This window comes from Dietzia sp. NPDC055343 (genome assembly GCF_053645265.1).
On sequence record NZ_JBSHMJ010000006.1, the window covers coordinates 17,122 to 40,807 of the forward strand.

Sequence of the window (23,686 nt, forward strand, 5' to 3'; positions counted from 1 at the left end):
GCGTCCCCGTGTGGTGCTAGCGGGTGTCGACGGTGTCGTCGTCGTTCCGCTCGATCACGGCGGCCAACGCCAACAGTGTCGCCTCCGACCCGGGGCGGCCCATCAATTGCACGGACGTGGGTAGGCGCCGCCCGAGCGGGGTGTGGGTGACACCGCACGGCACGGTGGCGGCGGGCCAGCCGAGCACGTTGGCCAGCGGCGTGAACGGCGAGAACTGCATCGACGCCCACATGGAGCGCCCCCACGACCGGCGATGCCAGTCGGTGGCCTCGGGCGGGACGTTCGCGAGCGCCGGGGTGAGCCACACGTCCACGCCGGCCGTCTCCATGACGGCGACGATGTCGGCGCGTAACACTTCGGCCGCGCGGTTCCAGCGGGTGTCACCGTCCCCGGCCCCGCCGCGCCGGAACACGGTGCGCCCGAGCAGTGCGTGGTGGCGGGTGCGGCGCTCCATCGCGGACAGCGGCAGGTTCTCCTCCTCGGCGGCGCGGGCCACCGCGGAGGTCCACCGCGCGAGGTAGAGGAACGGGTCGCGCGGGGCGGGGAGGGGGGTGTCGACGACGACGAGGCCGTCCCCACGCAGACGGTCGGCGGCCTCCCGGGCCGCGCGCTTCCACGGCTCGTGGACGCGGACCAGATCGCGGCCGAGGCGGATCGGGCTGTCGGTGGACACGCCGATCCGGGTCCCGTCGGGCACCTCGTCGACGTCTGCCAGCTCGGGCAGGGAGGCCATCAGCGACAGCGCGAGCGCGACATCCGCGACGGTCCTGGCCAGGGGGCCCGACTCGGCGAGGTACCCCCAGTTGTCCCGCCCGAGCCGGGTGGGCACGACGCCGCGCCCGGGCTTGATCGTGGCGAGCCCGCAGGCCGCGGCGGGGATCCGCAGGGAACCCATGCCGTCGTCACCCACCGCGAGCGGCACCATCCCGGAGGCGACCGCGGCGGCCGATCCGCCCGAGGAGCCGCCGGGGGTCAGGGACACGTCCAGCGGGTTGCGGGTGATGCCGTGCGCGTCCGAGTCGGTCATCCCCCACGTGCACAGTTGGGGGGCCGCGGTGATCCCCACGGGGACGGCGCCGGCGGCCACCAGCGGCGCGACGACCGGGTTCTCGAGCGTGACGGTGCTCTTGATGGCCAGCGGGACCCCGGCCAGGGGCAGGCCCGCGCGCTCCTCCACGGGCCCGGCGTCGACGGCGGCGCCGGCCGAGCGGCCGTCCGCGCGCAGCAGGGTGGTGAAGGCGTGCAGGGCCGGGTCGAGATCGTCGATCCGGTCGAACGCGGCGTCGAGGGTGTCCAGGGCGCCGCGCGCGCCCGTACGCACGGCCTCGGCGGTCTCGATGGCGGAGAGGGGATCGGTGGTCACGGCCCTGATCGTACGACGACGAGGTGGGCGGCCGTCCGGGCTCGCCCGTCACCGCTGTCCGCCCTGGGCGATCACCCCGGTCGGCTGTCGGTGTTCGCGGGTAGCCTGGGGCGATACCGACTTCGTCGGTCGCATCATCGGGTCCGCCGTCCGGTCGGGCCGTTCTTCCCACATGAGGGCCGAATGGATCGAAAGAGCAATACCGTCTTCCGCAACGTGGCGATCGCCGGCGTCATCATCCTGTTGATCGTCGGGTTCTCGTTCTTCGCCAACGACGAACGCGGTTACACCGAGGTCGACACCTCGGTGGCGCTGGCGCAGGTGGATGCGGACAACGTCAAGGAAGCGCTGATCGAGGACCGGGAGCAGCAGCTGCGCCTCGAGCTCTCCTCGCCGATCACCCCGGCCGAGGGTGAGGACGAGACTGACAAGATCCTCGCCAAGTACCCGGAGCGGGCGGCCGATCAGATCTTCGACCGGGTGGCCGCGGCCGGCCCGGAGACGTACAACACGACGGTCACGCAGCAGAGCTTCCTCATGCAGATGGCCTCGTTCCTGCTGCCGATGCTCATCCTGTTCGGTCTGCTCTTCTACTTCATGACCCGCATGCAGGGCGGCGAGGGCGGCCTGTTCGGGGTGGGCAAGTCGCGCGCGGTGGAGTTCAACAAGGACATGCCCCAGACCACGTTCGCCGACGTGGCGGGCGAAGACGAGGCGGTCGAGGAACTCAACGAGATCAAGGACTTCCTCCAGAACCCGGCCCGCTACGAGCGGCTGGGCGCCAAGATCCCGCGTGGCGTGCTGCTCTACGGCCCGCCGGGCACCGGCAAGACGCTGCTGGCCCGCGCCGTCGCCGGTGAGGCCGGGGTGCCGTTCTACTCGATCTCCGGGTCGGACTTCGTCGAGATGTTCGTCGGTGTGGGCGCCTCGCGCGTCCGCGATCTGTTCGAGAAGGCCAAGCAGAACTCGCCGTGCATCGTGTTCGTGGACGAGATCGACGCGGTGGGTCGTCACCGCGGCTCCGGCATGGGCGGCGGTCACGACGAGCGTGAGCAGACCCTCAACCAGCTCCTGGTGGAGATGGACGGCTTCGACGACCGCTCGACGGTCATCCTCATCGCCGCCACCAACCGCCCGGACGTGCTCGATCCCGCGCTGCTGCGGCCGGGCCGTTTCGACCGTCAGGTCCCGGTCACCAACCCGGACCTCCGCGGCCGTGAGTCGATCCTCGCCGTGCACTCGGTCGGCAAGCCGCTGGCCGCGGACGTGGACATGGAGGCGCTCGCACGCCGGACGATCGGCATGTCGGGTGCGGACCTGGCCAACGTGCTCAACGAGGGCGCGCTGCTCGCGGCCCGCATGGGGCATGACGAGATCTCGATCGACGTCCTCGAGGAGGCCACCGACCGCGTGGTGGGCGGCCCGCGCCGCAAGCACCGCGTGATCAGTGAGCACGACAAGAAGGTCACCGCCTACCACGAGTCCGGGCACGCCCTGGCCGCGTGGGCGATGGAGGACCTGGAGCCCGTCCACAAGGTCACCATCCTGGCCCGCGGGCGCACCGGCGGTCACGCACTCGTGGTCCCGGAGGACGACAAGAGCTTGATGACCCGGGCGGACATGATCGCGCGCATCGTCATGGCGATGGGAGGGCGTGCGGCCGAGGAGTACATCTTCGGTGAGCCCACCTCCGGCGCCAGCTCGGATATCGAGCAGGCCACCCAGATCGCCCGGACGATGGTCGCCGAGCTGGGCATGAGCGCCAAGCTCGGTGCGGTCAAGTACGGCGGCGAGGGCGGGGACCCGTTCCTCGGCCGCGGTGGCGGCTCGAGCGTGGAGTACTCACCCGAGATCGCCAAGGTGATCGACGACGAGGTGCGTCGGATCATCGACGCCGCCCACACCGAGGCGTGGCAGGTCCTGGAGGCCAACCGCGAGATCCTCGACGCGGTGGCCGGCGAACTCCTGGAGAAGGAGACGCTGCGGCAGGACGACCTGGTGCGGCTGTTCGCCGACGTCGTCAAGCGGCCGCGCATCACCGAGTTCGACGACTTCGGTGGGCGCATCCCCTCCACCCACCCGCCCATCAAGACCCCGGGTGAGCTGGCCAAGGAGCGCGGCGAGCCGTGGCCCCCGCCGATCACCGATCCCTTCGCGATGCCCGTGCTGCCGCCCTCGCGTGCAGGCCAGAACGAGGCGGGCCCGGAGAACGGCCGCGAGACGGTCAACGGCACCGGCCCGGGTCGACCTGACACGGACCGGCCCGACACGGACCGGCCCGGCTCCGACCGGCCCGGCGCGAACGGACCCGGCTCGGCGCAGCCCGGCCCCGACCGGCCCGGCCCGTGGCAGGCACCGGGAGGCGGTCCCCGTGAGTTCGCCGGCTCCAAACAGCCGACCACCGCGATCCCGGCCTACGGCACGCCGCCGCCTCCCGGTTGGTCGGCGCCCGGCTGGCCCCCGAGTTCGTCGGGCCGGTACGGCGAGCAGGGCCCGAGCGGTGCGGAGACCACCCGTCTCCCGGCGATGCCCCGTGACGAGGCCCCGGCCGCCCCGCCGGCTCCCCGTCCCGCCGAGCCGGCTTCCGCTCCCGAGTCCGCATACCCGGTTCCCGAGCGTGATCGGGAACGCCCGGCCCCGGAGCAGACCCGGGCGCCGGACCCGGAGCCGTTCCCGGATACTGATTCGGGCCGCGGCACCGAGCCCACCAATCGGGGCTCACACCGCCGCGAGGACAAGGCTCCCGGGTGGCGTGCGCCGTGGGAACGTGACGACTGACCTCCGAGAGGTCGGATTCGTGCGAGAAGAGGATTGATGACGAGCACTGACCAGATGCCTTCCGTCGAACTGCGGTCGGTCACCACGGGTCGCGGGTTCGACGCCGAGCGCGCCGAAGCCGCTGTCCGTGAGTTGTTGATCGCGGTGGGGGAGGACCCGGACCGCGAGGGGCTGCGCGACACCCCGGCCCGGGTCGCGCGCGCCTACCGTGAGGTCTTCTCCGGGATGTTCACCGACCCGGCGGATGTGCTGGCCAAGACCTTCGACGAGGACCACCGTGAACTGGTGCTCGTGCGGGACATACCCATCTATTCGACGTGCGAGCACCACCTGGTGCCGTTCCACGGGGTGGCCCACATCGGCTACATCCCCGGCAAGTCCGGTGCGGTCACGGGACTGAGCAAGCTGGCCCGCCTGGCGGACCTGTACGCCAAGCGCCCCCAGGTCCAGGAGCGGCTGACCAGCCAGGTCGCCGACGCGCTGGTCGACCGGCTCGACCCGGCGGGCGTGCTCGTGGTGATCGAGTGCGAGCACCTGTGCATGTCCATGCGGGGTATCCGGAAGGCGGGTTCGGTCACCACCACCTCGGCGGTCCGGGGCATCATGCGGACCAACGCCTCGACCAGGGCGGAGGCAATGGGCCTCCTGCGCGGGACGTGAGCTCGGCGCCTCCGCTTCCTCGCCCCGGCCGCTGTGCGGTCATGGGCGTCCTCAACGTCACCGCGGACTCGTTCTCCGACGGTGGACGTCACCTCGCGTACGCCGATGCCGTGGCGCATGCCCGCCGGATGGTCGCCGATGGCGCCGATCTCATCGACGTCGGTGGTGAATCCACCCGTCCGGGCTCCATTCGCGTCGACGAGGCCGACGAGCAGCGGCGGGTGCTCCCGCTGGTCCGCGAGCTCCGGTCCGAGGGGGTCGCCGTCTCGGTCGACACGATGCGCGCCCGGGTCGCCCGGAGCGCACTGGCGGACGGCGCGACGATCATCAACGACGTCTCAGGCGGCCTCGCCGACCCGGACATGCTGCGCGTCGTGGCCGATCACGGGGCGCCCGTGATCCTCATGCACTGGGTCTCACCCGACGACTACCGGGCCGGGGCCGGCGGCCGGGTCGACTACGGCGGCGACGTCGTGGGCTCGGTCCGTGACCACCTGGCCCGACGGGCTGACGCCGCGATCGCCGCAGGAATCGACGCCTCCGACATCGTGCTGGACCCGGGTCTGGGGTTCGCCAAGAACTCCGACGACAACTGGGCGCTGCTGTGCGGCCTGGACCAGCTGATCGACCTGGGCTTCCCGGTCCTGGTCGCGGCCTCACGGAAGCGGTTCATCGGGTCGCTGCTGCACGGAGGGGACGGCGTGCCGCGGGAGGTCTCTGGCCGCGACGCGGCGACCGCGGCGATCACGGCGATCTCCGCCGCGGCCGGCGCATGGGGGGTGCGCGTGCACGACGTGGCACCCAGTGCGGATGCCGTGCGAGTCGCCTCCGCGTGGACAGCAGGAAAGGCGGGAACCAGCTGATGGCTGACCGGATCGAACTGACGGGGCTCCGGGTCCGCGGCAACCACGGGGTCTTCGAACACGAGAAGCGGGACGGCCAGGACTTCCTGGTGGACCTGGTGCTGTGGACCGACTTCACGGCGGCCGCCGCCTCCGACGACCTCGCCGACACGGTCGACTACGGCGCTCTGGCGCAGTTCGCGCACGACGTCGTGTCCGGCCCGGCCTGCGACCTCATCGAGACGGTGGCCTCACGCATCGCGGACGGGATCATGGACATGGCCCCGACGGCCCACGCCGTGGAGGTCACCCTCCACAAGCCGCAGGCGCCGATCCCCGCCGAGTTCGCCGACGTGGCGGTGGTCGCCCGGCGTTCCCGCAAGGACGGCCGCGACCGGGTGGCGGTCCCGCGATGAGCTGCCGCGCGGTGCTGTCGATCGGCGGCAACCAGGGCGACGCCCTGGCCCTGCTCAGATCGGTGGCCGAGGCGGCCGCCGCCGACGGGATCCTGCGCGCGGCGTCGTCGGTCTACGCCACCCCGCCGTGGGGCGGCGTCGAGCAGGACGACTTCCTCAACGCGGTCCTCATCGTGGAGCACCCCGGCTCGCCCGCCGATGTCCTCGAGTGGGGCTTCGAGCGCGAGCGTGCGGCCGGCCGCACCCGGGACGTGCGCTGGGGCCCGCGCACCCTGGACGTCGACGTGATCGCGGCGGACGTGGACGGCAGCCCCGTGGCCTCGGACGATCCGACCCTCACGCTCCCGCATCCCCGCGCCGTCGAGCGGGCGTTCGTCCTGGTCCCGTGGCTCGAGGCGGAGCCCGGGGCGACACTCGCCGGATCCCTCCTCCGGGACCTGCTCCGCGCCCTCGACCCCGCGGACGTCAGCGCGGTTCGCCGCCTGGATGACTCGCTGTCCCCGGACGGGTGGGCGGGCTGAGATGACCAGGATCTCGACGCTCACGCTCGCGTTGGTCGCACTCGTGGCCGCGGTCGCCGCGTACGTGCTCACCGGGACGTTCCTCGGTTCGTTCCCCCCGATCGGTTTCGGCTGGGTGACGTTGATCGTGGTCGCGGCGGTCGACATCCTGTTGGCCCTGCGGATCCGGGGCGCGATCTCGGACAATTCGGTCGGCCAGGACCGCAGCCAGATGCACCCGCTGACAATCGCGCGCAGCGCGGCGCTCGGCCAGGCCTCCGCGGTCCTCGGCGCGGCCGCGGCCGGTGTGGGAGCCGGCCTGACCCTGTTCTTCCTGCTCCGGCTCGGGGAGCTCGCCGTGGCGGGCGAGGAGTGGCCGGCGGCCGTGGCGGTCCTGATCTCCGGCGCGGTCCTGGTCGGGGCGGGACTGTTCCTGGAGGCCTCGTGCCAGACCCCGCCTGACGACGACGACAACGCCGGCCTCGCCCAGCCGACCTGACACATCCCGCCGGCCTCGCCCAGCCGACCCGGCTCCTCCGGCGGGCCTCGCCGCCGCGGCTCCCGGGCCCCCGCTATACCCGATCGCCCGGCCTGCCGGGGGAGAGTTCGGACCAACACACCTCGGTTACCTGTGTGACCAATGATTCTGGCGCTATCATGCGGGACATGAGTTCCGACGGCTCGACTGACAAGCCCAGGCCGGCTCGCCCCGGCCGCGGCGACGACCGCGGTCTGGCCAGCATCGCCCTGGGCGTGCTGCTGATCCTCGCGGTGGTGGCCACCGTGGTGATGGTGTTCACCGACAACCCGGTCTGGATGCGTGTCGGCACGCTGGCCGCGCTGTGGGCCGCCTTCATCGGCGCGTTCCTCGTCGCCCGGTACCGCCGTCAGGCGGCTGCCGAGGCCGCCCGCGTCCGCGACCTCCACACCGTCTACGAGCTCCAACTCGAGCGGGAGATCTCGGCCCGCCGCGAGCACGAGCTGGTCGTGGAGAAGGAGCTGCGCGACTCGGTCCGTACCGAGACCTCCGAATCCGTCCTCGGCCTCCGCCAGGAGATTGCGGCGCTACGTGAGCAGCTCAGCGCGATGGGCGTGTCCCTGCCCGAGGACCGGTTCGCCGTCGGTGGCCACGCGCCCGCCGGCCAGCTCGGTGCCGGCTCGCTGCCGTCCGTGCCGTCCGAGCGGGTCGAGCCCCGTCGCCGTGCGGCCGAGTCGGACGGCCAGCCGTGGAGTTCGACGTCGCGTCCGTATTCCGCGGCGACGGGCACATCGTCGTCTTCCTCGTCGTCTTCTTCGGTTCCGGTCAGCGGCTTCGGCGCTGCGGCGTCGCCGACTTCGCCGGGTGTATCGCCGAGCTCCTCGCCGAGCACCTCGGATGCCGCGGCCGAGTCGTCCGGCGTGCCGGCGGCGGGCGTGGGCCCGGACGCCACCCCGAGCACCGAGCGCACCGAGAAGTTCTCTCCTGTCCAGGGGCGCCGCGCCCGCTCCGAGGCTCCGGAGTCCTCGCCGCGTCGGCCGGCGGTCCGGCCCGTGAGCGAGACGTCGCGGTCGTCGTGGCGTTCGGCGGAGACCGTGGCCCCGAGCCGCGAGTCGACTCCAGCGCCGCGGACGCAGACCCCGCCCGCCGCGGAACGTGCCGAGTCGGCCCAGACCGCCGCGCCCGCGACTCCGCCCGCCACACCTGCCACTCCGTCGGCCCAGACTCCGGAGCGTGCCGAGTCGGCTCCGGCCCCGGAGGGCCCCAGGGCCACGCCGTCGCAGGACGAGCAGACCGCGCCCGCGAGCCGCCACGGTTCCGGCTCCGGGCTCTCGGTCGCCGAACTCATGGCGCGGCTGGGTGGGGGGGACTCCGCACAGGGTGAGGACGACGCGTCGGCCGGTGGGCGCCGTCGTCGTCGCGCTGAGGACTGATCCTCGGCTGATGCGCGGCTAATTGCTCGCTTATGCCCGGCCGGCCCCCGGCCGAGATGCGAAAACCTGGCGAGGCCATGCGCCGCCAGTGTGAAGCCCCGGCGGCGCCAGCTTGAAAACGGTGCGTGTGAGGTGCACCACTGAATGGTGTCCAGTGCCCCCTGCGCGACTACTCTCGCCAGCGAGATGTCCGGGACCCGCCGCTGCGTGGGCCTGGAACGGATCGAGCAATGGAGCACTAGAGCGATGTCCGACTTCGGCGTCACCGGAACACCCCCAGCCCGCCTGTCCATCGGCCTCATCTCCGCAGGTCGCGTGGGCACTGCCGTCGGCGCCGCCCTCGAGCGTCGCGGCCATGTCGTCTCCACCGTCGTCGCACGGTCGGGGCGTTCGCGGGAACTCGCGGCCCGCCGCCTTCCCGAGGCCGTCGTCGCCGACCCCGCGACAGTCGCCGAGCACGGCGAACTCCTCATCCTCGCGGTCCCCGATTCCGCGCTGCCCGGTGTGGTGGCCGAACTCGCCGAGGCCGGCGCGTTCCGCCCGGGTCACATCGTCGTGCACGTCACCGGAGCGGTGGGCGCCGACGTCCTGCGCCCGGCCGCCGAGGCGGGCGCCGTGGTGGTGGCCGCGCACCCGGCCATGACCTTCACCGGCGGCGAGGCCGACGTCGACCGCATGGAGGGCTGCTCGTGGGCCCTGACCTCCCCGGATGAGGTCGGCCTGGTCGTGGGGCAGATGCTGGTCATGGAGACGGGCGGCCTGCCGGTCACCGTCGCCGAATCGAACCGGGCGCTCTACCACGCGGCGCTCGCGCACGGCGCCAATCACCTGGTCAGCCTCGTGGGCGACGCAGCCGAGGCGCTCGCCGCATCGTTCTCCGTCCTGCCGGGCGGCGGGGTCGAGGGCGATCCCGACGGGATGCTCGGCCAGGATTCCCAGGCGCTGGCGCGCCGGACGCTCGAGCCGCTACTGCGCGCCGCTCTCGACAACGTGCTGGCCTCCGGCGACGCAGCCCTGACCGGCCCCGTGATGCGCGGTGACGCCGTGACCGTCTCCCGGCACCTCGACGCGCTCGAGGACGTGGACTCCGGCATCGCCGCCGGCTACCGCGCCCTCGCTCTGCGCACCGCCGACCGGTGTGGCGCGGGCCGCGACGTCACCGACCTTCTCGCCCCCGATCTGACGGAGCAGTTCCGATGACCACCACCTTCCCGGTCCGTACCGCGGTCCCCGGACGCGCGAACACCGGCTACAGCCGGGGCGAGCTGACGATCCACCACGAGCCGGATTCGATCCGCGCGGTCACCGAGTCCCTGCGCAAGGTCGGCAAGCAGATCACGTTCGTGCCCACGATGGGTGCGCTGCACGAGGGGCACCTGGCGCTGGTGGAGGCCGCCCGCCGTACGCCCGGCTCGGTCGTGGTGGTGTCGATCTTCGTCAACCCGCTCCAGTTCGGGCCCGGTGAGGATCTCGACGCCTACCCGCGCACCCTCGACGAGGACGTCGCCCGCCTGGCCGAGGCCGGGGTCGAGCTGGTCTTCGCGCCCAGCGCGGCCACCATGTACCCGGACGGGCCGCGCACCACCGTGCTGCCGGGCGCGACGGGCGACATCCTCGACGGCGCCGCCCGCCCCGGCCACTTCGCGGGCATGCTCACCGTGGTGGCGAAGCTGCTGCACATCGTCGCCCCGCACCAGGCGTTCTTCGGGGAGAAGGACTACCAGCAGCTGGTGCTGATCCGGCAGATGGTGGCGGACCTGAACATGGACGTCCGCGTGGTGGGCGTGCCCACCGTCCGTGAGCCCGACGGCCTGGCCATGAGTTCGCGCAACCGCTACCTGTCGGACGACGAGCGCGAGCTGGCCACCACCATCAACGCCGCGCTCGTCGCGGGCACATTCGCCGCCAAGGGCGGGCGCCGGGCGGTCGTCGACGCCGCCGCGGCGGTCCTGGCCGAGCGTCCACAGATCTCGATCGACTACCTCGAACTCCGCGCCGGCGATCTCGGCGATCCGCCCGAGGAGGGGCCCGGCCGGCTCCTCGTGGCCGCCCGCATCGGATCCACCCGCCTCATCGACAACGTCGGGGTGGCCATCGGCACGGGTTTCCTCGCCGCCGCCGAGGCCACCGTCGCCGCCCAGCAGGCCGACATGGCCCACGACCTCGCCGCGGACATCGATCCCGCCGCGGACTCCCAGGAAGGCTGACCCATGCAGCGCACCATGCTCCACTCCAAGATCCACCGGGCCACGGTGACCCAGGCGGATCTGCACTACGTCGGTTCCTGCACCATCGACGCCGACCTCATGGACGCCGCCGACCTGCTCGAGGGCCAGCAGATCGACATCGTCGACATCGACAACGGCGCCCGCCTGACCACCTACGCCATCACCGGCGAGCGCGGTTCCGGCGTGATCAGCATCAACGGCGCCGCCGCCCACCTGGTGCACCCGGGCGACCTGGTGATCATCATCGCCTACGCGCAGATGGACGACGCCGAGGCGCGGGCCTACAAGCCCCGCGTCGTGTTTGTCGACGACGACAACCGCATGCTCACCGAGGGCACCGACCCGGCGGATGTTCCCGAGGGCTCGGGCCTGAAGAACCCGCGCGTGCCGGAGCCCGCGGCCGTCTAGGCGCGGGACGAATCCATGCTTCTCACCGTCGACGTCGGCAACACGCACATCCGGCTCGGGGTCTTCCCCGTCGACGGCGGCTCGCTCGAACGCACATGGAGTATGCGGACCTCGCCGTCGGTGACCTCCGACGAGCTCGCCCTGACGATCCGTGGGCTGCTGGGGGAGTGCGCGCAGCGGCTCAGCGGCATCGCCGCGATGTCCGTGGTGCCGTCGGTGACCGGGGAACTGCGCCGGATGGCCGCCGACTACTGGCCGGGCCTGCGGTCCGTCGTGGTGGCGCCCGGGGTGAAGACCGGGGTGCCGCTGCTCGTCGACAATCCGCGTGAGGTGGGCTCGGACCGGGTCGTCAACGCGTTGGCCGCCCACACCCTGTTCGAGGGGCCCGTCGTCGTCGTCGACGTCGACACGGCGACCACCGTCGACGCCATCTCCGCGCGCGGCGAGTTGCTCGGCGGGGCGATCGCGCCCGGCATCGACATCTCCGTGGACGCACTGGCCGAGCGCGCTGCGGCCCTCCGCAAGATCGAGGTCGTGCGGCCGCGCGGCGCGTTGGGCAAGAACACCGTGGCGGCGCTGCAGGCCGGCATCGTGATCGGCTTCGCCGGACAGATCGACGCCCTGGTCGACCGGCTCCGCGCCGACGTCGCCGAGCTCTCCGACGCCTCCGTGGTGCTCACGGGAATGCGCGCCGACGTGGTGTCCGAGGAGTCCCGGACCGTCACGGACGTCGAGCCGGAGCTCGCGCTCGAGGGTCTGCGGTTGGTGTACGAGCGCAACTGCTGACCTGCGGGATGTCCTGCGCCCGGCGGTGGCCGTCGGGCATGCTTGGTGGATGAGCGGTGCGAACGCCGGACGGTCGGGCGGGCCCGGCCGCGGTGGGAGCGACGACTCCGCCGACGACGATGACGCGTACGACGACACGACCAGCGACGTGCTCCGCCGTGACTCGTCGGAGTTCGATCGCGGGCTGTCCTTCTTCGACGCCATCTACGGGTTCGCCGTCACGCTGCTGATCGCGAACGTGGACCTGCCGGAGCCGCAGGAGTGGCAGAACCTGCCGTCGCTGGCGGATTCCGGGCTGGGGCAGCAGCTGTTCGGGGTGGTGCTGAGCTTCGTGGTGATCTGCGTGCTTTGGCGCGTCAACGTGCGGCTGATCAAGCACATGCGGGGGCTCGACGGTCCGATGATGGTCGCCAATCTCGTGGCGACCGGCCTGGTGATCCTCGTGCCGTTCACGACCGATGCCCTCAGTAATCCCGCGACGGCGGACCTGGCGTTGCCGACGGTGCTGTACGCGGTGAACATCGCGGGCGTGTCGCTGGCGCAGTCGGCCGTCTACCAGCTGGGCCGGCGGGGTGGTCTGGAGCGGAGCCCGACGTCGGCCCGGCAGAACCGGGCCGCCCTGGGCGATGCCCTGGTGACCCCGGCGGTGTTCCTGGTCTCGGTGCCGATCGCGTTGACGCTCGGGGCGTTCGCGGCGCAGCTGACCTGGCTGTCGCTGGTGGTGCTGCTGCCGGTGGCCGGCCACCTGTCCTCCCGGGCGGCCGCCCGCGCCCGCGTGGCCGGGCCGGGGGCGGGTCGGGTGAAACCGGACGCCGGGGGTCAGGCAGCCGAGCGGTAGCTGGTCATGGAGACCGAGCCCCAGGCGTAGCCCTTGCTGAAGGCCTCGAGCTTCTCGCCGGAGCCTGCCGCCATGCCGGCGGTGTAGAGCAGCGGCAGGTAGTGGTCGGCGGTGGGGATCGACATGCCGGCGTCGGGGTGCTCGGTCAGGGCGAGGGCGTCCTCGGGACGCTCGGTGAGCACCTTCTGGACGTGGTCGTCGAAGCGGTGGGCCCAGTCGGTGCCCGTGTCGCCGCGCGAGGGGTCGACGGCCCGCAGGTTGTGCACGACGTTGCCGCTGGCCAGGACGAGCACGCCCGAGTCTCGCAGTGCGGAGAGCTTGGTGCCCAGGTCGAAGTGGTAGCTCGCCGGCTTGGACGCGTCGACGGACAACTGGGCCACGGGCACGTCGGCGTCGGGAAAGACGTGGGCGAGAACGGACCAGGTGCCGTGGTCCAGCCCCCACGAGTCGCGGTCGGCCCCCACCCAGGTCGGCTTGACGACCTCGGCCACTTCGGCCGCCAACTCGGGCGCGCCGGCGGCGGGGTACTCGAACTCGTTGAGTTCCCGGGGGAAGCCGTAGAAGTCGTGGATCGTGCGCGGCGAGGACATGGCGGTCACGGCGGTGGCGTTGATGTACCAGTGCGCGGACACGGCCAGGACGGCGCGGGGGCGCTCGGGCAGGGAGTCGCCGAGGGCGGCCCACTCGCGGGTCCAGGCGTTGTCCTCGAGTGCGTTGAGGGGGACGCCGTGTCCGATGAAGGCTGCGGGCTGGCGGGCGTACGAGGCGGTCATCACTTCTCCTTGGATCGCTATGTATATGATGCATCAACTAAATTCGAAATGCCAGCCCTTGGTCGACGGGCCTTGAAGTGGGTAGACCGGTCTGTCTATTATTGCGGTCATGAACGCGCGACGAATGCCCTCGGCCGGTCCGGCGGCATCGACGCGCGCGTGTCCCGGCCCGGCAACGCCCCGATCGACCACCAGAGCTGCAATCCACCGGGAGAACCACATGACCGCCGCCTTCACCACCACGACCCTCTCGACCACCGTCACCGCCGCGGACTACGCGGTGGCCGTCCGGGCCGGCGCCCTCGTGGTGGACATCCGCTCCCGTGCGCAGCGTGAGCGGCAGGGGGTGCTGGCCGGGGCCATTGCCGTGGAGGCCCGCCCGGTGGTGGACCTGCTCGATCCGTCCTCGGCCGCGCCGCTGGCCGCCGTCGCCGACGGCCGCCGGGTGGTGCTGGTGAGTGACGACGGACTGGACGCGGAACTGTTCGCCCTCGAGCTGGCGTCCCGCGGGGTCCGCGGTGTCCGTGCCGTCGACGGCGGCCACGAGGCGCTGCGGTCCGCCCGCGCACTCGGGCTGCTCACCGACGCGGACCACCTGATCCGCGAGCGGTCCGCGATCTCCGCGCACTGACGTCGCGGCTGAAGCCCCGGCCACGGGTTCGGTCCCGCCGCACAGGGAGGACTATCCTCGGGAATCGTGACTGACTCGACTTCCTCCGCTCCCGGGGCCGTCCAGGACGAGCCCGCCGACGACACCCCCGAGCAGCTGCGCATCCGCCGCGACAAGCGACAGCGCCTGCTCGAGTCCGGAGTGGAGGCGTACCCGGTCGACGTCCCCCGTACCCACGGGCTGGCCGAGATCACCTCGGACCCGCGCTTCGCCGCACTCGAGCCGGGAGAGGAGACCGACGTCGTGGTCTCCGTGACCGGCCGCGTGCTCTTCGTGCGCAATACCGGCAAGCTCTGCTTCGTGCGCCTGCAGGACGGAATCGACCCGGCCGCGGACCTGTCCGCCCCGGCGGTCGACGGTGAGGCGGACGGGTTCACCCCGCAGCTGCAGGCCATGCTCTCGCTGGCCAACGTCGGCCAGGAGCGGCTCGACGCCTGGAAGCAGGACGTGGACCTCGGTGACTTCGTCTCGGTGACGGGGCGGGTCGTGCGCTCCAAGCGTGGCGAGCTGTCGGTCATGGCCGATTCGTGGGTGCTCGCCGCCAAGTCGCTGCGCCCGTTGCCTGTCGCGCACAAGGAGATGAGCGAGGACACCCGCATCCGCCAGCGCTACACCGACCTCATCATGCGTGAGCAGGCCCGGCGGAACGCCCTGCTGCGCATCAAGGTCGTGCGGGCACTGCGCCACGCGCTCGAGCGCCGGGACTTCCTCGAGGTCGAGACGCCCATGCTGCAGACCCTGCACGGCGGCGCGGCGGCCCGGCCGTTCGTCACCCACTCCAACGCGCTGGACCTGGACCTGTACCTGCGCATCGCCCCGGAGCTCTACCTCAAGCGCTGCGTCGTGGGCGGCATCGAGCGGGTCTTCGAGATCAACCGCAACTTCCGCAACGAGGGTGTCGACTCCTCGCACAGCCCCGAGTTCGCGATGCTCGAGACCTATCAAGCGTACGGCGACTACGACACGGCCGCCACGATGATCCGCGAGGTCATCCAGGAGGTGGCCACCGAGGTGTTCGGGTCGACCACGGTCACGCTCGTGGACGGCACCATCTATGACCTGGGTGGGCAGTGGCGCGAGGTGAAGATGTACCCGTCGCTCAACGAGGCACTGCAGCGCAAGCACCCGGAACTGGCTACCGCGGGCGTCGAGACGGTGACCGTCGATTCCGGCGTCGCCGAGCTGACCGCACTGGCCGGCAAGATCGGACTCGAGGTCCCCTCGGGCAAGGGCTGGCTGCACGGCAAGCTCGTCGAGGAGCTGTGGGAGCACCTGTGCGCCGACCAGCTGGACGGCCCGGTGTTCGTCCGCGACTTCCCGGTGGAGACCTCGCCGCTGACCCGCGACCACCGCACGGACCGCGGCGTCACCGAGAAGTGGGACCTGTACGTCCGCGGCTTCGAACTCGCGACCGCCTACTCCGAGCTCGTCGACCCGGTCATCCAGCGCCAGCGCTTCGAGGACCAGGCCAGGCTGGCCGCGGCCGGTGACGACGAGGCGATGGTCCTCGACGAGGACTTCCTCGCCGCGATGGAGCAGGGCATGCCGCCGTCGGCCGGCCTGGGCATGGGCATCGACCGCCTGCTCATGGCGCTGACCGGTCTCGGGATCCGCGAGACGATCCTGTTCCCGATGGTCAAGCCGCTTCCGCGCGACTGACCTGACAGTCGCCCGGGTGACAGCACGCGCGCTGGTTCTCGGGCTGGTTTCCGGTGTGTTGCTCACCGTGACCCATCGATTGCTGCCCGATCAGTGGGCGGTCCTGGCCGGGACGAGCGCGCTCTGGGGCGTGGTCTCCCTCGTCGCCGGCCGTCGGCTCGGTGAGCGAACCGTCCACGGGGCGGCCGCGGGTCTGACCGCGATGGTCGGCGTGCTGATTCCCTGGCTCGCGATCCATGCGGCCTCCACGCCCCCGGCCGAACTCGCGCTGTGGATGATCGTGGGCCCGGTCGCCGGAGCGATCTGCGGCGCGGCCGGTGCGATGTCCCGGATGCCCGGTCGGAGAGGAGCGCTCGCGGCCGGGGTGGTGCCAGGGATCGTCGGAGGCGAGGCGGTCTACGGTCTGCTGCTGATCGGTGGGCCTGCCTGGGGGCTCGAGTCGGTCCTGGCCGCAGGGCTCCTGGTGGTGGTGTCCCGTCGGGGCGGCCGGTTGTGCGCGTTCGGGTCGGCGGCGGTCCTGGTCGCCCTGGCCGCCGCGGCGTGCTTGGTCTACGACTCGATCCTGTGAGGAAGGGGACGCCTCAGAATGCGACGACCTCGTCCCCGACCTTCAGGTGCTCGAAGAAGTGGGCGGCGGCGTGGTGCCCCAGGTGGATGCAGCCGTGTGACGGCTCGTCGAGTCGGCCCTCATGGAACGCGATGCCGCTGACCGTGAAGTACGTCGAGAACGGCATCGGGGAGTCGAACGGGATGCTGTGGTCGTGACGGACGTGCCGCAGGACGTGGTGCGAGCCGCGGACCGTCTCGTGGCCGGGCCGGCCCGTGGTGATGGGAACCGGGCCGTAGGTGACGCGGCCGCCGTCGACCATCCACGCCTGTTTGCCGTCGACATCGATGCAGGCCCGGGCGGTCGGCGGGCACTGCGGCGGGGCGATCGCCGGCTCGGTCTCCGGGGAGCTCGCGACGGGGGCGCCCGGGCCGTAGCCGAGCATCGTCTCCCGGGTCATCCGCTCTGCCTCCGCCGGGTCGGCGGGCGACTGCGAGAGCACGTCACGCGCGATGAGATCGACGTTCGTGAGGTGCTCGGGCTGCTCCTGCTCGAGGAGGACCTGCCGGGCCACCGAGCGGATCAGCAGGGGATCCACGGAGACGGGCTGCGGGGACTCCTCGAGGACGGCAGGGGCGGCGGAGCCCGCCGCAGAGGCAGGGGATGCGGCGGTGGTCGCTGCGGCCGAGGCGACCGCGGTGGTGTCGTCGGGATCCGTGTTCCCTGCCCCCACTGCGGCCCCGGCGACGGCCGCCCCGACGACCGTCGCGGCGCCGAGCGCGGCGAGGTGGTTGCGGCGGACGGGCCGGTGCTCGGAAGGCATGTGGCCACCCTATCGCTGACGCGTCCACGCGTGGCCCCGCGCGGAGCCGCGCCGGCCCCGGGTCATTCCACTCCGCCGCGAGCCCACCCGGCCGCGATCATCTCCCGCAGCACCAGCTCGTCGATGCGTGCGAGCCGCGTGAGGTAGAGGCACCCCTTGCCGGTTCTGTGCGGGCCCAACCGTCCGAGGACAGCCGGGTCGTCGGGCAGGATCCCGTACAACGAGAGCGCCGATGCCCGGGGACTGAACCCCACCCGGAAGGAGTCACCCTCGCGACCGGAGTCGTAGACGTAGTGGTGGTGCCCGTACCCGACCATCGACGGGCCCCACAGGACGGGTTCCTCGCCGGTCTCCTCGCCGAACAACTCCAGCAGCCGCAGCCCGTCCTCGACACGCCGGGCGGTCGGCAGACCCTCGATCCAGGCGCGCGGGGAGCCGCCCGACGCCGCGAGCGTGGTGTTGTCGTTGCGGCCGGTGGGGCGTGGCCTCGCGACCGGGTCGGTGAACGCCAGCCCGGCACCGGTGAGCGCGTCGCGGAGCACCCCCAACTGGGCCGGGCCGAGCCCGTGGAGGGCCAGCACCTCCCCTTCGGCCCGGCCGTCGAGTTGCCGGAGGTCGGTGATCCCGGCCGCGGCGAGAGCCCGAGCCGCGGGGGCGGACAGGCGGGGCAGGGGTAGTGGCGTGTCGGACATGGGGAGACGCTAGCCCACCATCGGCCGGCCGGCTCGGCCCTGAGGGCGTGCTGAGATCGGACTGTGACTCCGCGATGCGCGGCCGGGTGATCCGCGCCGGGCATAATCAGCGCACATGACACGCTTCGTCCCGCGCGCGGCGCTCGCGGTCGCCGCCGCCGTCGCACTGGCGGTATCCGCGGCTCCCGCCGCCTCCGCCCAGCTGCCGCTGCCGGTCCCACCGGAGATCGAACAGGCGATCACGCAGGCGCAAGCCGGCTCGGCGCAGGCCGACTACGATGCGCGCACCTCGATCGGCGGGGCCCTGGAATCCGCCGGGATCACCCCGCCGCCGGGATTCGTCCCGCCGCCGCCCGCGGCACCCACGCCGTCGGCCCCGCCGGACGAGACCCCGCAGAGCCCGTGTCCGCGCACGGCCGACGCATGTGTGGATCTGGGCGGCGAACGCACGTGGCTGCAGGCCGACGGTCGGCTGAGCTACGGGCCGGTACGGATGTCCCACGGAAAGGCCGGCTGGGAGACGCCGACCGGCACCTACCAGGTCACCCGCAAGGTTCGCCACGAGGTGAGCCGCCTGTTCGACAACGCGCCGATGCCGTACTCCGTCTACTTCGTGGGCGGGATCGCCTTCCACGAGGGCGACCCGGCGATCGACTCCCACGGCTGCATCCGCATGGACCTGCCGGCGGCGGCCACCTACTTCGAGCACCTCGAGGTGGGCGACACCGTGGTGGTGTTCTGACGGCCCCGCGCCCGGGCCACTGTCACCGATCGTGATGGTGGGGGCGGGCCGACTCCACGTCCGGAAAGATGTACTCGGCCGACCGCGCGGCCCATGCGGACCCGCCGGTTACCAGCAGGAACCCGAGTGCTGCGACGAACGGCCCGTAGGACATGGCCGCGCCGGAGGGCAGCCCGGACAGCAACGGCTCGCCCGCGCCAGTGGACGACACCAGCGTCCACATGAACGCCAGGTGGGCGAGCAGGATGATGCCGCCGACCAGCGCCCCGGCCATCGCGAACGCACCGAGTCGGGTGGCCGCGGTGACGGCCACGAGGAACAGCAGCACCACCAGGCCCAGGAAGAGGACGGGTGCCACGCTGCGCACGTCGATGATCTCGGTGATGCCCAGCGCGGTGATCTGTGAGCCGCCGCCGGTGGTCAGCCACGGGAGGTAGAGGCTGAGCAGCGCCAGCGCGAGCCCGACCGCCGCGGCCAGCGCGCCGATCCGGTTGGTGACGTGGGGGACGATCCGCGTCCGCGCCGGAGCTCTGGTGGGAAGCGCCGCGCGATGGGGTGCGGGGTGCGTGTATGCGGTCATCGTGATCACCCTTCCGGCAGAATTCGCCTGCAGTGGTATGCCTCACATCCTACGACCGATTCCGGCCCGAATCTACCGCTGGGTCTCCCGTTATGGTATTGGGACCGCCTCGGCGGGGGCGGTCAGCGCTTCCGGTTGGTGTGCCGTGTCGGTTCGGCGGTCATCGGATCCTCGGGCCACGGGTGCTTCGGGTACCGCCCGCGCATCTCCGCCCGCACCCCGGGATAGGCCTCGCGCCAGAAGAAACCCAGATCGCGGGTCACCGCGAGGGGGCGCCCGGCGGGGGAGAGGAGGTGCACCGTGACGGGGACGCGGCCGCCGCAGATCCGCGGGGAGGTGGTCCAGCCGAAGCATTCTTGCAGCTTGGCGGCCAGGACGGGGGCGTCGTCCGACCCGGGCTCGGGATAGTCCACGCGGTACGACGACGACGAGGGCACCTGCAGCCGCTCCGGCACCAGCTCGTCGAACGACCCGGCCTCCGGCCAGGGCAACAGTCGCTTCAGCGCCGGGCCGAGGGCCCGGCCCGCGATCGTCGAGCCCTGCGCGAGGGCGGCGATCTCCGGCCCGAGCCATTCGTCCAGACGCTCGGCGAGGCCGGCCGCGGACACGTCGGGCCAGGGCTCACCGAGTTCCCGGCGGGCCAGCGCGAGGCGACGCCACAGGGCGAGGGCGTCGTCGTCGGGGCCCAGGGCCGGGAACCCGCCGGCCCGGACCGCGGCCGAGACCGCCTCGACGGCCGCCGCGTGTGAGGGCCGCACAGGTGTAGAGGAGAGTTCGATCGCGCCGAGACGCCGGACACGGCGGCCGGTCAGTGAACGGCCGGCGAAGTGGGCGGTCTCGTCGTCGTCGACAAGAGGGGACGCGGCGTCGAGCGCGTCGTCCCGACTGATCGCGGCGGCCCCGCGGATCACCGCCCCGGCCTCTCCCGCAGCGCGCCCGGCGGCGCGGCCGACCTCCGCCACGGCCAGCCATTCCCGGCCGACCAGCGCCGAGCCGGGCGGCAACACCGCGCCGGTCCCGGAGGCGAAGGTGTACTGGTCACGTCGGCGGCGTGCGACCCGGTCCGGGTGAGCGAGCGCGATCACCAGCCCCGTCGCGTCCTCCCGTCCGTCGCGCCCGCCCGCGGGGCTGCCCGCGGCGCGACCCTCGCGCGCGATCCGCTCCATCCGGCGCGCCTGCTGCTGCCAGGCCCGCGCGTCCGGCGCCCGACCCGACCGCAACGCCCGCAGGTCCGCGGCCAGGTCACCGCCCGGGGAACGCCGGTCCGAGGCCAGCAGCGCCACCACCTCGGCGGCGGCCCGCGGGCCGACCAGTGACGCCCCGTCGAGCAGGGCCCGGGCGTGACGCGGATCGGCCGGCACCCGTGCCAGGTCCCGGCCCCGGTCGGTGGCCCGGCCGTCGGCATCGAGTGCGCCGAGGCCGCGCAGCACCGACTCCGCGCGGGCCAGCTCCCCGACCGGCGGGGCGTCCGGCAGGGCCAGCCCCGCGCCGCGCGGCGCACCCCAACACGCCACGTCGAGGGTGAAGGTCGTGAGATCGGACGTGGCGATGGCCGGGGAGCGATGCGACGGCAGGTGCGTGTATTCCTGCTCGCTCAGGCACCGCACCGCCAGGCCCGGGCCCAGGCGTGCGGCGCGGCCGGCGCGCTGGACGCACGAATCCCGCGACGCCGACACGGTCACCAGGCCGGTCATATCGCGGGCGGTGTCGCGGCGCGGCTCGCGGCTCAGACAGGCGTCCACCACCACCTGCACGCCCGGGACCGTCAGCGAGGACTCGGCGAGATCCGTGGAGACGACCACGCGCGGACGCGACCCGCCGCCGGTGCGGCCCGAGCCCGACACCGCGCGGTCCTGCGCCGCCGGGTCGAGCCCGCCGTGCAGCGGAAGGATCTCGGCGGCCTCACCGAGCCGGGCGGACAGCAGGCGCACCACCCGCTCGATCTCGCGCACCCCCGGCAGGAACACCAGGGAGTCGTGGCCGCTCGCGCGAACCTCGTCGGCGGTCACCGTCGCGACGTGCTCGAGGAACCCGTCGGTCACCCCGCGCGCGTCGAGCCTGGGCGCGGACGGCGGTGCGTAGCGGACCTCCAGGGGGTGCAGGACGGCCGGGACGTCGACGACCGGGGCGGGGGTGTGCCCGTCACCGGTGCTCCCGCCGAGCAGGCGGGCGAAGCGGTCCGCCTCGACCGTCGCGGACATCGCCACCACCGGCAGGTCTTCGCGCAGCTGGCGCAACTCGCACAGCAGGGCGAAGGCGAGGTCGGACTCCACATCGCGTTCATGGACCTCATCGAGCACCACCGCGCCCACGCCCGGCAGGTCGGGATCGGAGATCAGTCGGCGTACCAGCACGCCCGGTGTCACGAACTCCACCCGCGTGTCACGGCCGACCGTCGAGTCCCCGCGAACCGAATAGCCCACCGGCCCGCCGGGCTCCGTACCGGTCAGGCGTGCCAGGCGGCGGGCCGCGGACCGGGCGGCCACGCGGCGGGGCTGCGTCACCACCACCCTGCCGGCCACGCCGTCGGCCACCGCGACGGCCGGCGGCACCAGCGTCGTCTTGCCCGTACCCGGGGGCGCCTGGACGACCGCGGTGCCGGTCGCGGCGAGGGCCTCGCGTAGCGCCGGTAGGGCGTCGGCGAACGGCAGCCCGCTGCCGATCCGCTCCGGGTCGAACCGGCTCACCCGGGCTCCGGGCGGTTCTCGCGCTGCGTCGGGCCCGGCTCGGGGGCGTCCGGATAGATGCTGCGGGTCTCCGCGCGCGTGTAGCGGCGCGGGAACAGGTCGTACGGATGGACCTTGGGCAACGTCTTGGCCACCGCGAGCGTCACGTACATGACGGTGTTGATCGCCACGAACGCCGCGAGCACCGCGAACCACTCGGAGGCCAGCACCGACTCGGGCAGCAGGATCCCCGCGTGGATCGTCTCGATCTGCATCGTGTGTGTCGTCATGTCCCCTCCACCCTGGTCGTCCCGTCCTCGCCGACCACCACGTGGCCCCAGTTGGCCTGGCGGGCCAGGAGGATGTCGAACACGCCCTTGAGGAAGACGATGTTGAGGAACGTCGCGTACGCCAGCTCCGGGATCAGCACCACCGCGACGAGCTTGGCCCGCAGGTCCGCCTTCCACACCCCGACCAGCCGTTCGAGCATGAACAGCAGGCCGAGCCCGCCCCAGAAGGGATACCAGACCCACTCGTCGAGGGCGAGCGCGGTGATGGTGATGAGCAGCAGGTAGCTCAACAGCGCGATCGCCCCGTACCCGATCCCGAGCTGCTGGAACCAGTACCGGGTGGTCTGCGGCGTGATCCCGTAGGCGCCGAGGTTCTCCAGCGCGCCGCGCTGCCAACGCAGTCGCTGGTGCCACAGCGCCCGCCAGGTGGGCATGACCTCGGTGACCACCGTGCACTCCGGAGGGGACACCATGAGTCCGCCGAGGGATTTGAGGGCCAGCGTCAGCTCGTTGTCCTCCGTCAGCGCCGCCGTGTCGTAGACGTCCCCGTGCCTGCCCGGGATCCGGGTGCCGCGCGAGTCGGCCACCGTCCGCAGCGCGCGCGAGCGGAACACCGAGGCGGTGCCGGTGAGGACGAACACCCGGCCCCGGCGTCGGCGGATGTCGCGGCTGTAGCGGGTGTACTCGTTGCGCTGGTACTGCCCGAGGAGTCCGGCACCGTCCTCCCCGTAGAACAGGCCGCCGACGGACATGAGGGCGCGGTCGTCGGTGAAGCGTCGGCGGGCGGAGGTCAGGTAGCCCTGGTCGAGCACCGTGTCGGCGTCCATGACCATCACGCAGTCGTTCTCGCCCAGGTCCGGCAGGAGGACCGCGAGCGCCTGGTTGAGCGCGCCGCCCTTCTTGTGGGCGTTGTCGACGGAGGCGAACACCTCCACGCCCGCCGCGCGCGCCAGGTCGGGTGTCGAGTCGGTGCAGTTGTCGGCCACCACGATGATCCGCTCCGGCGGGTCGATCTGGTCCTGCAGCGAGGTGATGGTCGCGGAGATCCGATCCTCCTCGTTGTGCGCCGGGATGAGGACCGTGATGGTGACCGGCCCGTGGAACACGCCGCGGGTCTCGGCCATGACGACCTTGGGGGCGAGCGGGATCCCCTGCTCGTCGAGGGAGCGTCGGTAGCGGTTGGCGACGGTGGTCTCCACCGACGTCGCCACGGCGACGAAGATCAGGGCGACGACGAACGCCGCGACGATCACCGCCACCGGTGGGGCGTACGCATCGTAGAGGAACCGCAGGTTTCCCAGCCGGCCCTCCCGGGCCTGCTGGACGCGGTTGTCGGACAGCGTGAGCGCCAGCCAGAGCATGAGACCGGCCATGGCGGCCAATCCGACGACGGCCACTCCGACCGTCCGTCCCATGGTGAAGGACGGTTTCTCCAACGCTGGTTCCTCCTCGGTGTGGTGTGCGGGTCGCCGGGGACCCGGACTCGTCGCGGGGCGCAACCGCCGCGGCGTCAG

At 72.5% G+C, this 23,686-nt stretch carries 24 protein-coding genes; 16 read left to right on the top strand and 8 right to left on the bottom strand.

The window, feature by feature from the left end:
* Positions 1-16 precede the first annotated feature (16 nt).
* Positions 17-1,363 carry an amidase gene (locus tag ACWIE7_RS04485; protein ID WP_452099694.1) on the bottom strand — a complete coding sequence of 449 codons (1,347 nt, stop codon included), beginning with the start codon at positions 1,361-1,363 and terminating at the stop codon, positions 17-19.
* Between the two features lie 183 nt (positions 1,364-1,546).
* Between ACWIE7_RS04485 and ftsH the strand changes: the two genes are divergently transcribed.
* The 12 genes from ftsH to ACWIE7_RS04545 all read left to right on the top strand — a co-directional run bounded on the left by ftsH (position 1,547) and on the right by ACWIE7_RS04545 (position 12,730).
* Positions 1,547-4,141, top strand: a complete 2,595-nt coding sequence (ftsH, locus tag ACWIE7_RS04490; protein WP_454068666.1) for an ATP-dependent zinc metalloprotease FtsH — start codon at positions 1,547-1,549, stop codon at positions 4,139-4,141.
* Between the two features lie 36 nt (positions 4,142-4,177).
* Complete coding sequence (folE, locus tag ACWIE7_RS04495; protein WP_452099692.1) at positions 4,178-4,801, top strand: GTP cyclohydrolase I FolE; 624 nt, start codon at positions 4,178-4,180, stop codon at positions 4,799-4,801.
* Positions 4,802-4,842: 41 nt separating this feature from the next.
* Entirely contained in the window at positions 4,843-5,664 is an 822-nt protein-coding gene (gene folP, locus ACWIE7_RS04500) for a dihydropteroate synthase (protein WP_452099691.1), read from the top strand.
* Positions 5,664-6,059: a dihydroneopterin aldolase gene (gene folB, locus ACWIE7_RS04505; RefSeq protein WP_452099690.1), complete on the top strand. Its 396-nt coding sequence runs from the start codon at positions 5,664-5,666 to the stop codon at positions 6,057-6,059. Before folP ends, folB begins: the two co-directional genes overlap by 1 nt.
* On the top strand, positions 6,056-6,580 hold the full coding sequence (gene folK, locus ACWIE7_RS04510) for a 2-amino-4-hydroxy-6-hydroxymethyldihydropteridine diphosphokinase (RefSeq protein WP_452099688.1): 525 nt from the start codon (positions 6,056-6,058) through the stop codon (positions 6,578-6,580). Before folB ends, folK begins: the two co-directional genes overlap by 4 nt.
* A 1-nt stretch (position 6,581) precedes the next feature.
* Positions 6,582-7,058, top strand: coding sequence for a DUF3180 domain-containing protein (locus ACWIE7_RS04515; RefSeq protein WP_452099687.1), 477 nt, complete (start codon positions 6,582-6,584; stop codon positions 7,056-7,058).
* Positions 7,059-7,225: 167 nt separating this feature from the next.
* Complete coding sequence (locus tag ACWIE7_RS04520) at positions 7,226-8,470, top strand: DUF6779 domain-containing protein (protein WP_454068667.1); 1,245 nt, start codon at positions 7,226-7,228, stop codon at positions 8,468-8,470.
* A 246-nt stretch (positions 8,471-8,716) separates the two neighbouring features.
* Positions 8,717-9,670 (top strand): Rossmann-like and DUF2520 domain-containing protein, encoded by a 954-nt coding sequence (locus ACWIE7_RS04525; protein WP_452099715.1) that lies wholly within the window; start codon positions 8,717-8,719, stop codon positions 9,668-9,670.
* Positions 9,667-10,677: a pantoate--beta-alanine ligase gene (gene panC, locus ACWIE7_RS04530; protein WP_452099684.1), complete on the top strand. Its 1,011-nt coding sequence runs from the start codon at positions 9,667-9,669 to the stop codon at positions 10,675-10,677. Before ACWIE7_RS04525 ends, panC begins: the two co-directional genes overlap by 4 nt.
* A gap of 3 nt (positions 10,678-10,680) precedes the next feature.
* Positions 10,681-11,106, top strand: coding sequence for an aspartate 1-decarboxylase (panD, locus tag ACWIE7_RS04535; protein ID WP_230929913.1), 426 nt, complete (start codon positions 10,681-10,683; stop codon positions 11,104-11,106).
* Positions 11,107-11,121: 15 nt separating this feature from the next.
* Entirely contained in the window at positions 11,122-11,892 is a 771-nt protein-coding gene (locus ACWIE7_RS04540) for a type III pantothenate kinase (RefSeq protein ID WP_452099682.1), read from the top strand.
* 49 nt (positions 11,893-11,941) lie between these two features.
* Complete coding sequence (locus ACWIE7_RS04545; protein WP_452099681.1) at positions 11,942-12,730, top strand: TMEM175 family protein; 789 nt, start codon at positions 11,942-11,944, stop codon at positions 12,728-12,730.
* Here the strand turns inward: ACWIE7_RS04545 and ygiD are convergent.
* Positions 12,712-13,503, bottom strand: a complete 792-nt coding sequence (gene ygiD, locus ACWIE7_RS04550; RefSeq protein WP_454068668.1) for a 4,5-DOPA-extradiol-dioxygenase — start codon at positions 13,501-13,503, stop codon at positions 12,712-12,714. The two genes, ACWIE7_RS04545 and ygiD, sit on opposite strands and share 19 nt — an antisense overlap.
* Before the next feature lie 220 nt (positions 13,504-13,723).
* On the opposite strand from ygiD, the gene ACWIE7_RS04555 reads away from it, so the two are divergent.
* The 3 genes from ACWIE7_RS04555 (at position 13,724) to ACWIE7_RS04565 (ending at position 16,400) form a co-directional block, all read left to right on the top strand.
* Positions 13,724-14,134: a rhodanese-like domain-containing protein gene (locus tag ACWIE7_RS04555; RefSeq protein WP_452099679.1), complete on the top strand. Its 411-nt coding sequence runs from the start codon at positions 13,724-13,726 to the stop codon at positions 14,132-14,134.
* Positions 14,135-14,200: 66 nt separating this feature from the next.
* On the top strand, positions 14,201-15,832 hold the full coding sequence (lysS, locus tag ACWIE7_RS04560) for a lysine--tRNA ligase (RefSeq protein WP_454068669.1): 1,632 nt from the start codon (positions 14,201-14,203) through the stop codon (positions 15,830-15,832).
* Between the two features lies 1 nt (position 15,833).
* Positions 15,834-16,400 (top strand): DUF6518 family protein, encoded by a 567-nt coding sequence (locus tag ACWIE7_RS04565; RefSeq protein WP_454068717.1) that lies wholly within the window; start codon positions 15,834-15,836, stop codon positions 16,398-16,400.
* Between the two features lie 13 nt (positions 16,401-16,413).
* Here the strand turns inward: ACWIE7_RS04565 and ACWIE7_RS04570 are convergent, their stop codons facing one another.
* Positions 16,414-17,202 (bottom strand): L,D-transpeptidase, encoded by a 789-nt coding sequence (locus ACWIE7_RS04570; RefSeq protein WP_452099675.1) that lies wholly within the window; start codon positions 17,200-17,202, stop codon positions 16,414-16,416.
* A gap of 62 nt (positions 17,203-17,264) precedes the next feature.
* Complete coding sequence (locus ACWIE7_RS04575) at positions 17,265-17,894, bottom strand: DUF1801 domain-containing protein (protein WP_452099674.1); 630 nt, start codon at positions 17,892-17,894, stop codon at positions 17,265-17,267.
* Positions 17,895-18,009: 115 nt separating this feature from the next.
* Between ACWIE7_RS04575 and ACWIE7_RS04580 the strand changes: the two genes are divergently transcribed.
* Positions 18,010-18,636 carry a L,D-transpeptidase gene (locus ACWIE7_RS04580; RefSeq protein ID WP_454068670.1) on the top strand — a complete coding sequence of 209 codons (627 nt, stop codon included), beginning with the start codon at positions 18,010-18,012 and terminating at the stop codon, positions 18,634-18,636.
* Positions 18,637-18,658: 22 nt separating this feature from the next.
* Here the strand turns inward: ACWIE7_RS04580 and ACWIE7_RS04585 are convergent, their stop codons facing one another.
* The 4 genes from ACWIE7_RS04585 to ACWIE7_RS04600 form a co-directional block, all read right to left on the bottom strand.
* Positions 18,659-19,216: a hypothetical protein gene (locus ACWIE7_RS04585; protein ID WP_230929922.1), complete on the bottom strand. Its 558-nt coding sequence runs from the start codon at positions 19,214-19,216 to the stop codon at positions 18,659-18,661.
* A gap of 122 nt (positions 19,217-19,338) precedes the next feature.
* A complete protein-coding gene (gene hrpB / locus ACWIE7_RS04590) occupies positions 19,339-21,903 on the bottom strand; it encodes an ATP-dependent helicase HrpB (RefSeq protein WP_454056978.1) in 2,565 nt (854 codons plus the stop codon).
* Entirely contained in the window at positions 21,900-22,172 is a 273-nt protein-coding gene (locus ACWIE7_RS04595) for a hypothetical protein (protein WP_452099671.1), read from the bottom strand. Before ACWIE7_RS04595 ends, hrpB begins: the two co-directional genes overlap by 4 nt.
* A complete protein-coding gene (locus tag ACWIE7_RS04600; RefSeq protein WP_454056979.1) occupies positions 22,169-23,587 on the bottom strand; it encodes a glycosyltransferase in 1,419 nt (472 codons plus the stop codon). The genes ACWIE7_RS04595 and ACWIE7_RS04600 overlap by 4 nt, the downstream gene beginning before the upstream one ends.
* Positions 23,588-23,686: the final 99 nt, after the last annotated feature.

What these genes read in the sequence shown, in the direction of transcription:
- ACWIE7_RS04595 (WP_452099671.1), bottom strand. Translation starts at nt 22,172, where the DNA reads ATGACGACACACACGATGCAGATCGAGACGATCCACGCGGGGATCCTG.
- ACWIE7_RS04525 (WP_452099715.1), top strand. Translation starts at nt 8,717, where the DNA reads ATGTCCGACTTCGGCGTCACCGGAACACCCCCAGCCCGCCTGTCCATC.
- folP (WP_452099691.1), top strand. Translation starts at nt 4,843, where the DNA reads ATGGGCGTCCTCAACGTCACCGCGGACTCGTTCTCCGACGGTGGACGT.
- ACWIE7_RS04520 (WP_454068667.1), top strand. Translation starts at nt 7,226, where the DNA reads ATGAGTTCCGACGGCTCGACTGACAAGCCCAGGCCGGCTCGCCCCGGC.
- ACWIE7_RS04515 (WP_452099687.1), top strand. Translation starts at nt 6,582, where the DNA reads ATGACCAGGATCTCGACGCTCACGCTCGCGTTGGTCGCACTCGTGGCC.
- ACWIE7_RS04555 (WP_452099679.1), top strand. Translation starts at nt 13,724, where the DNA reads ATGACCGCCGCCTTCACCACCACGACCCTCTCGACCACCGTCACCGCC.
- panD (WP_230929913.1), top strand. Translation starts at nt 10,681, where the DNA reads ATGCAGCGCACCATGCTCCACTCCAAGATCCACCGGGCCACGGTGACC.
- folE (WP_452099692.1), top strand. Translation starts at nt 4,178, where the DNA reads ATGACGAGCACTGACCAGATGCCTTCCGTCGAACTGCGGTCGGTCACC.
- ACWIE7_RS04545 (WP_452099681.1), top strand. Translation starts at nt 11,942, where the DNA reads ATGAGCGGTGCGAACGCCGGACGGTCGGGCGGGCCCGGCCGCGGTGGG.
- ACWIE7_RS04575 (WP_452099674.1), bottom strand. Translation starts at nt 17,894, where the DNA reads ATGTCCGACACGCCACTACCCCTGCCCCGCCTGTCCGCCCCCGCGGCT.
- ACWIE7_RS04600 (WP_454056979.1), bottom strand. Translation starts at nt 23,587, where the DNA reads ATGGGACGGACGGTCGGAGTGGCCGTCGTCGGATTGGCCGCCATGGCC.
- panC (WP_452099684.1), top strand. Translation starts at nt 9,667, where the DNA reads ATGACCACCACCTTCCCGGTCCGTACCGCGGTCCCCGGACGCGCGAAC.
- ACWIE7_RS04585 (WP_230929922.1), bottom strand. Translation starts at nt 19,216, where the DNA reads ATGACCGCATACACGCACCCCGCACCCCATCGCGCGGCGCTTCCCACC.
- folK (WP_452099688.1), top strand. Translation starts at nt 6,056, where the DNA reads ATGAGCTGCCGCGCGGTGCTGTCGATCGGCGGCAACCAGGGCGACGCC.
- ygiD (WP_454068668.1), bottom strand. Translation starts at nt 13,503, where the DNA reads ATGACCGCCTCGTACGCCCGCCAGCCCGCAGCCTTCATCGGACACGGC.
- ACWIE7_RS04580 (WP_454068670.1), top strand. Translation starts at nt 18,010, where the DNA reads ATGACACGCTTCGTCCCGCGCGCGGCGCTCGCGGTCGCCGCCGCCGTC.
- ACWIE7_RS04540 (WP_452099682.1), top strand. Translation starts at nt 11,122, where the DNA reads ATGCTTCTCACCGTCGACGTCGGCAACACGCACATCCGGCTCGGGGTC.
- ACWIE7_RS04570 (WP_452099675.1), bottom strand. Translation starts at nt 17,202, where the DNA reads ATGCCTTCCGAGCACCGGCCCGTCCGCCGCAACCACCTCGCCGCGCTC.
- folB (WP_452099690.1), top strand. Translation starts at nt 5,664, where the DNA reads ATGGCTGACCGGATCGAACTGACGGGGCTCCGGGTCCGCGGCAACCAC.
- ftsH (WP_454068666.1), top strand. Translation starts at nt 1,547, where the DNA reads ATGGATCGAAAGAGCAATACCGTCTTCCGCAACGTGGCGATCGCCGGC.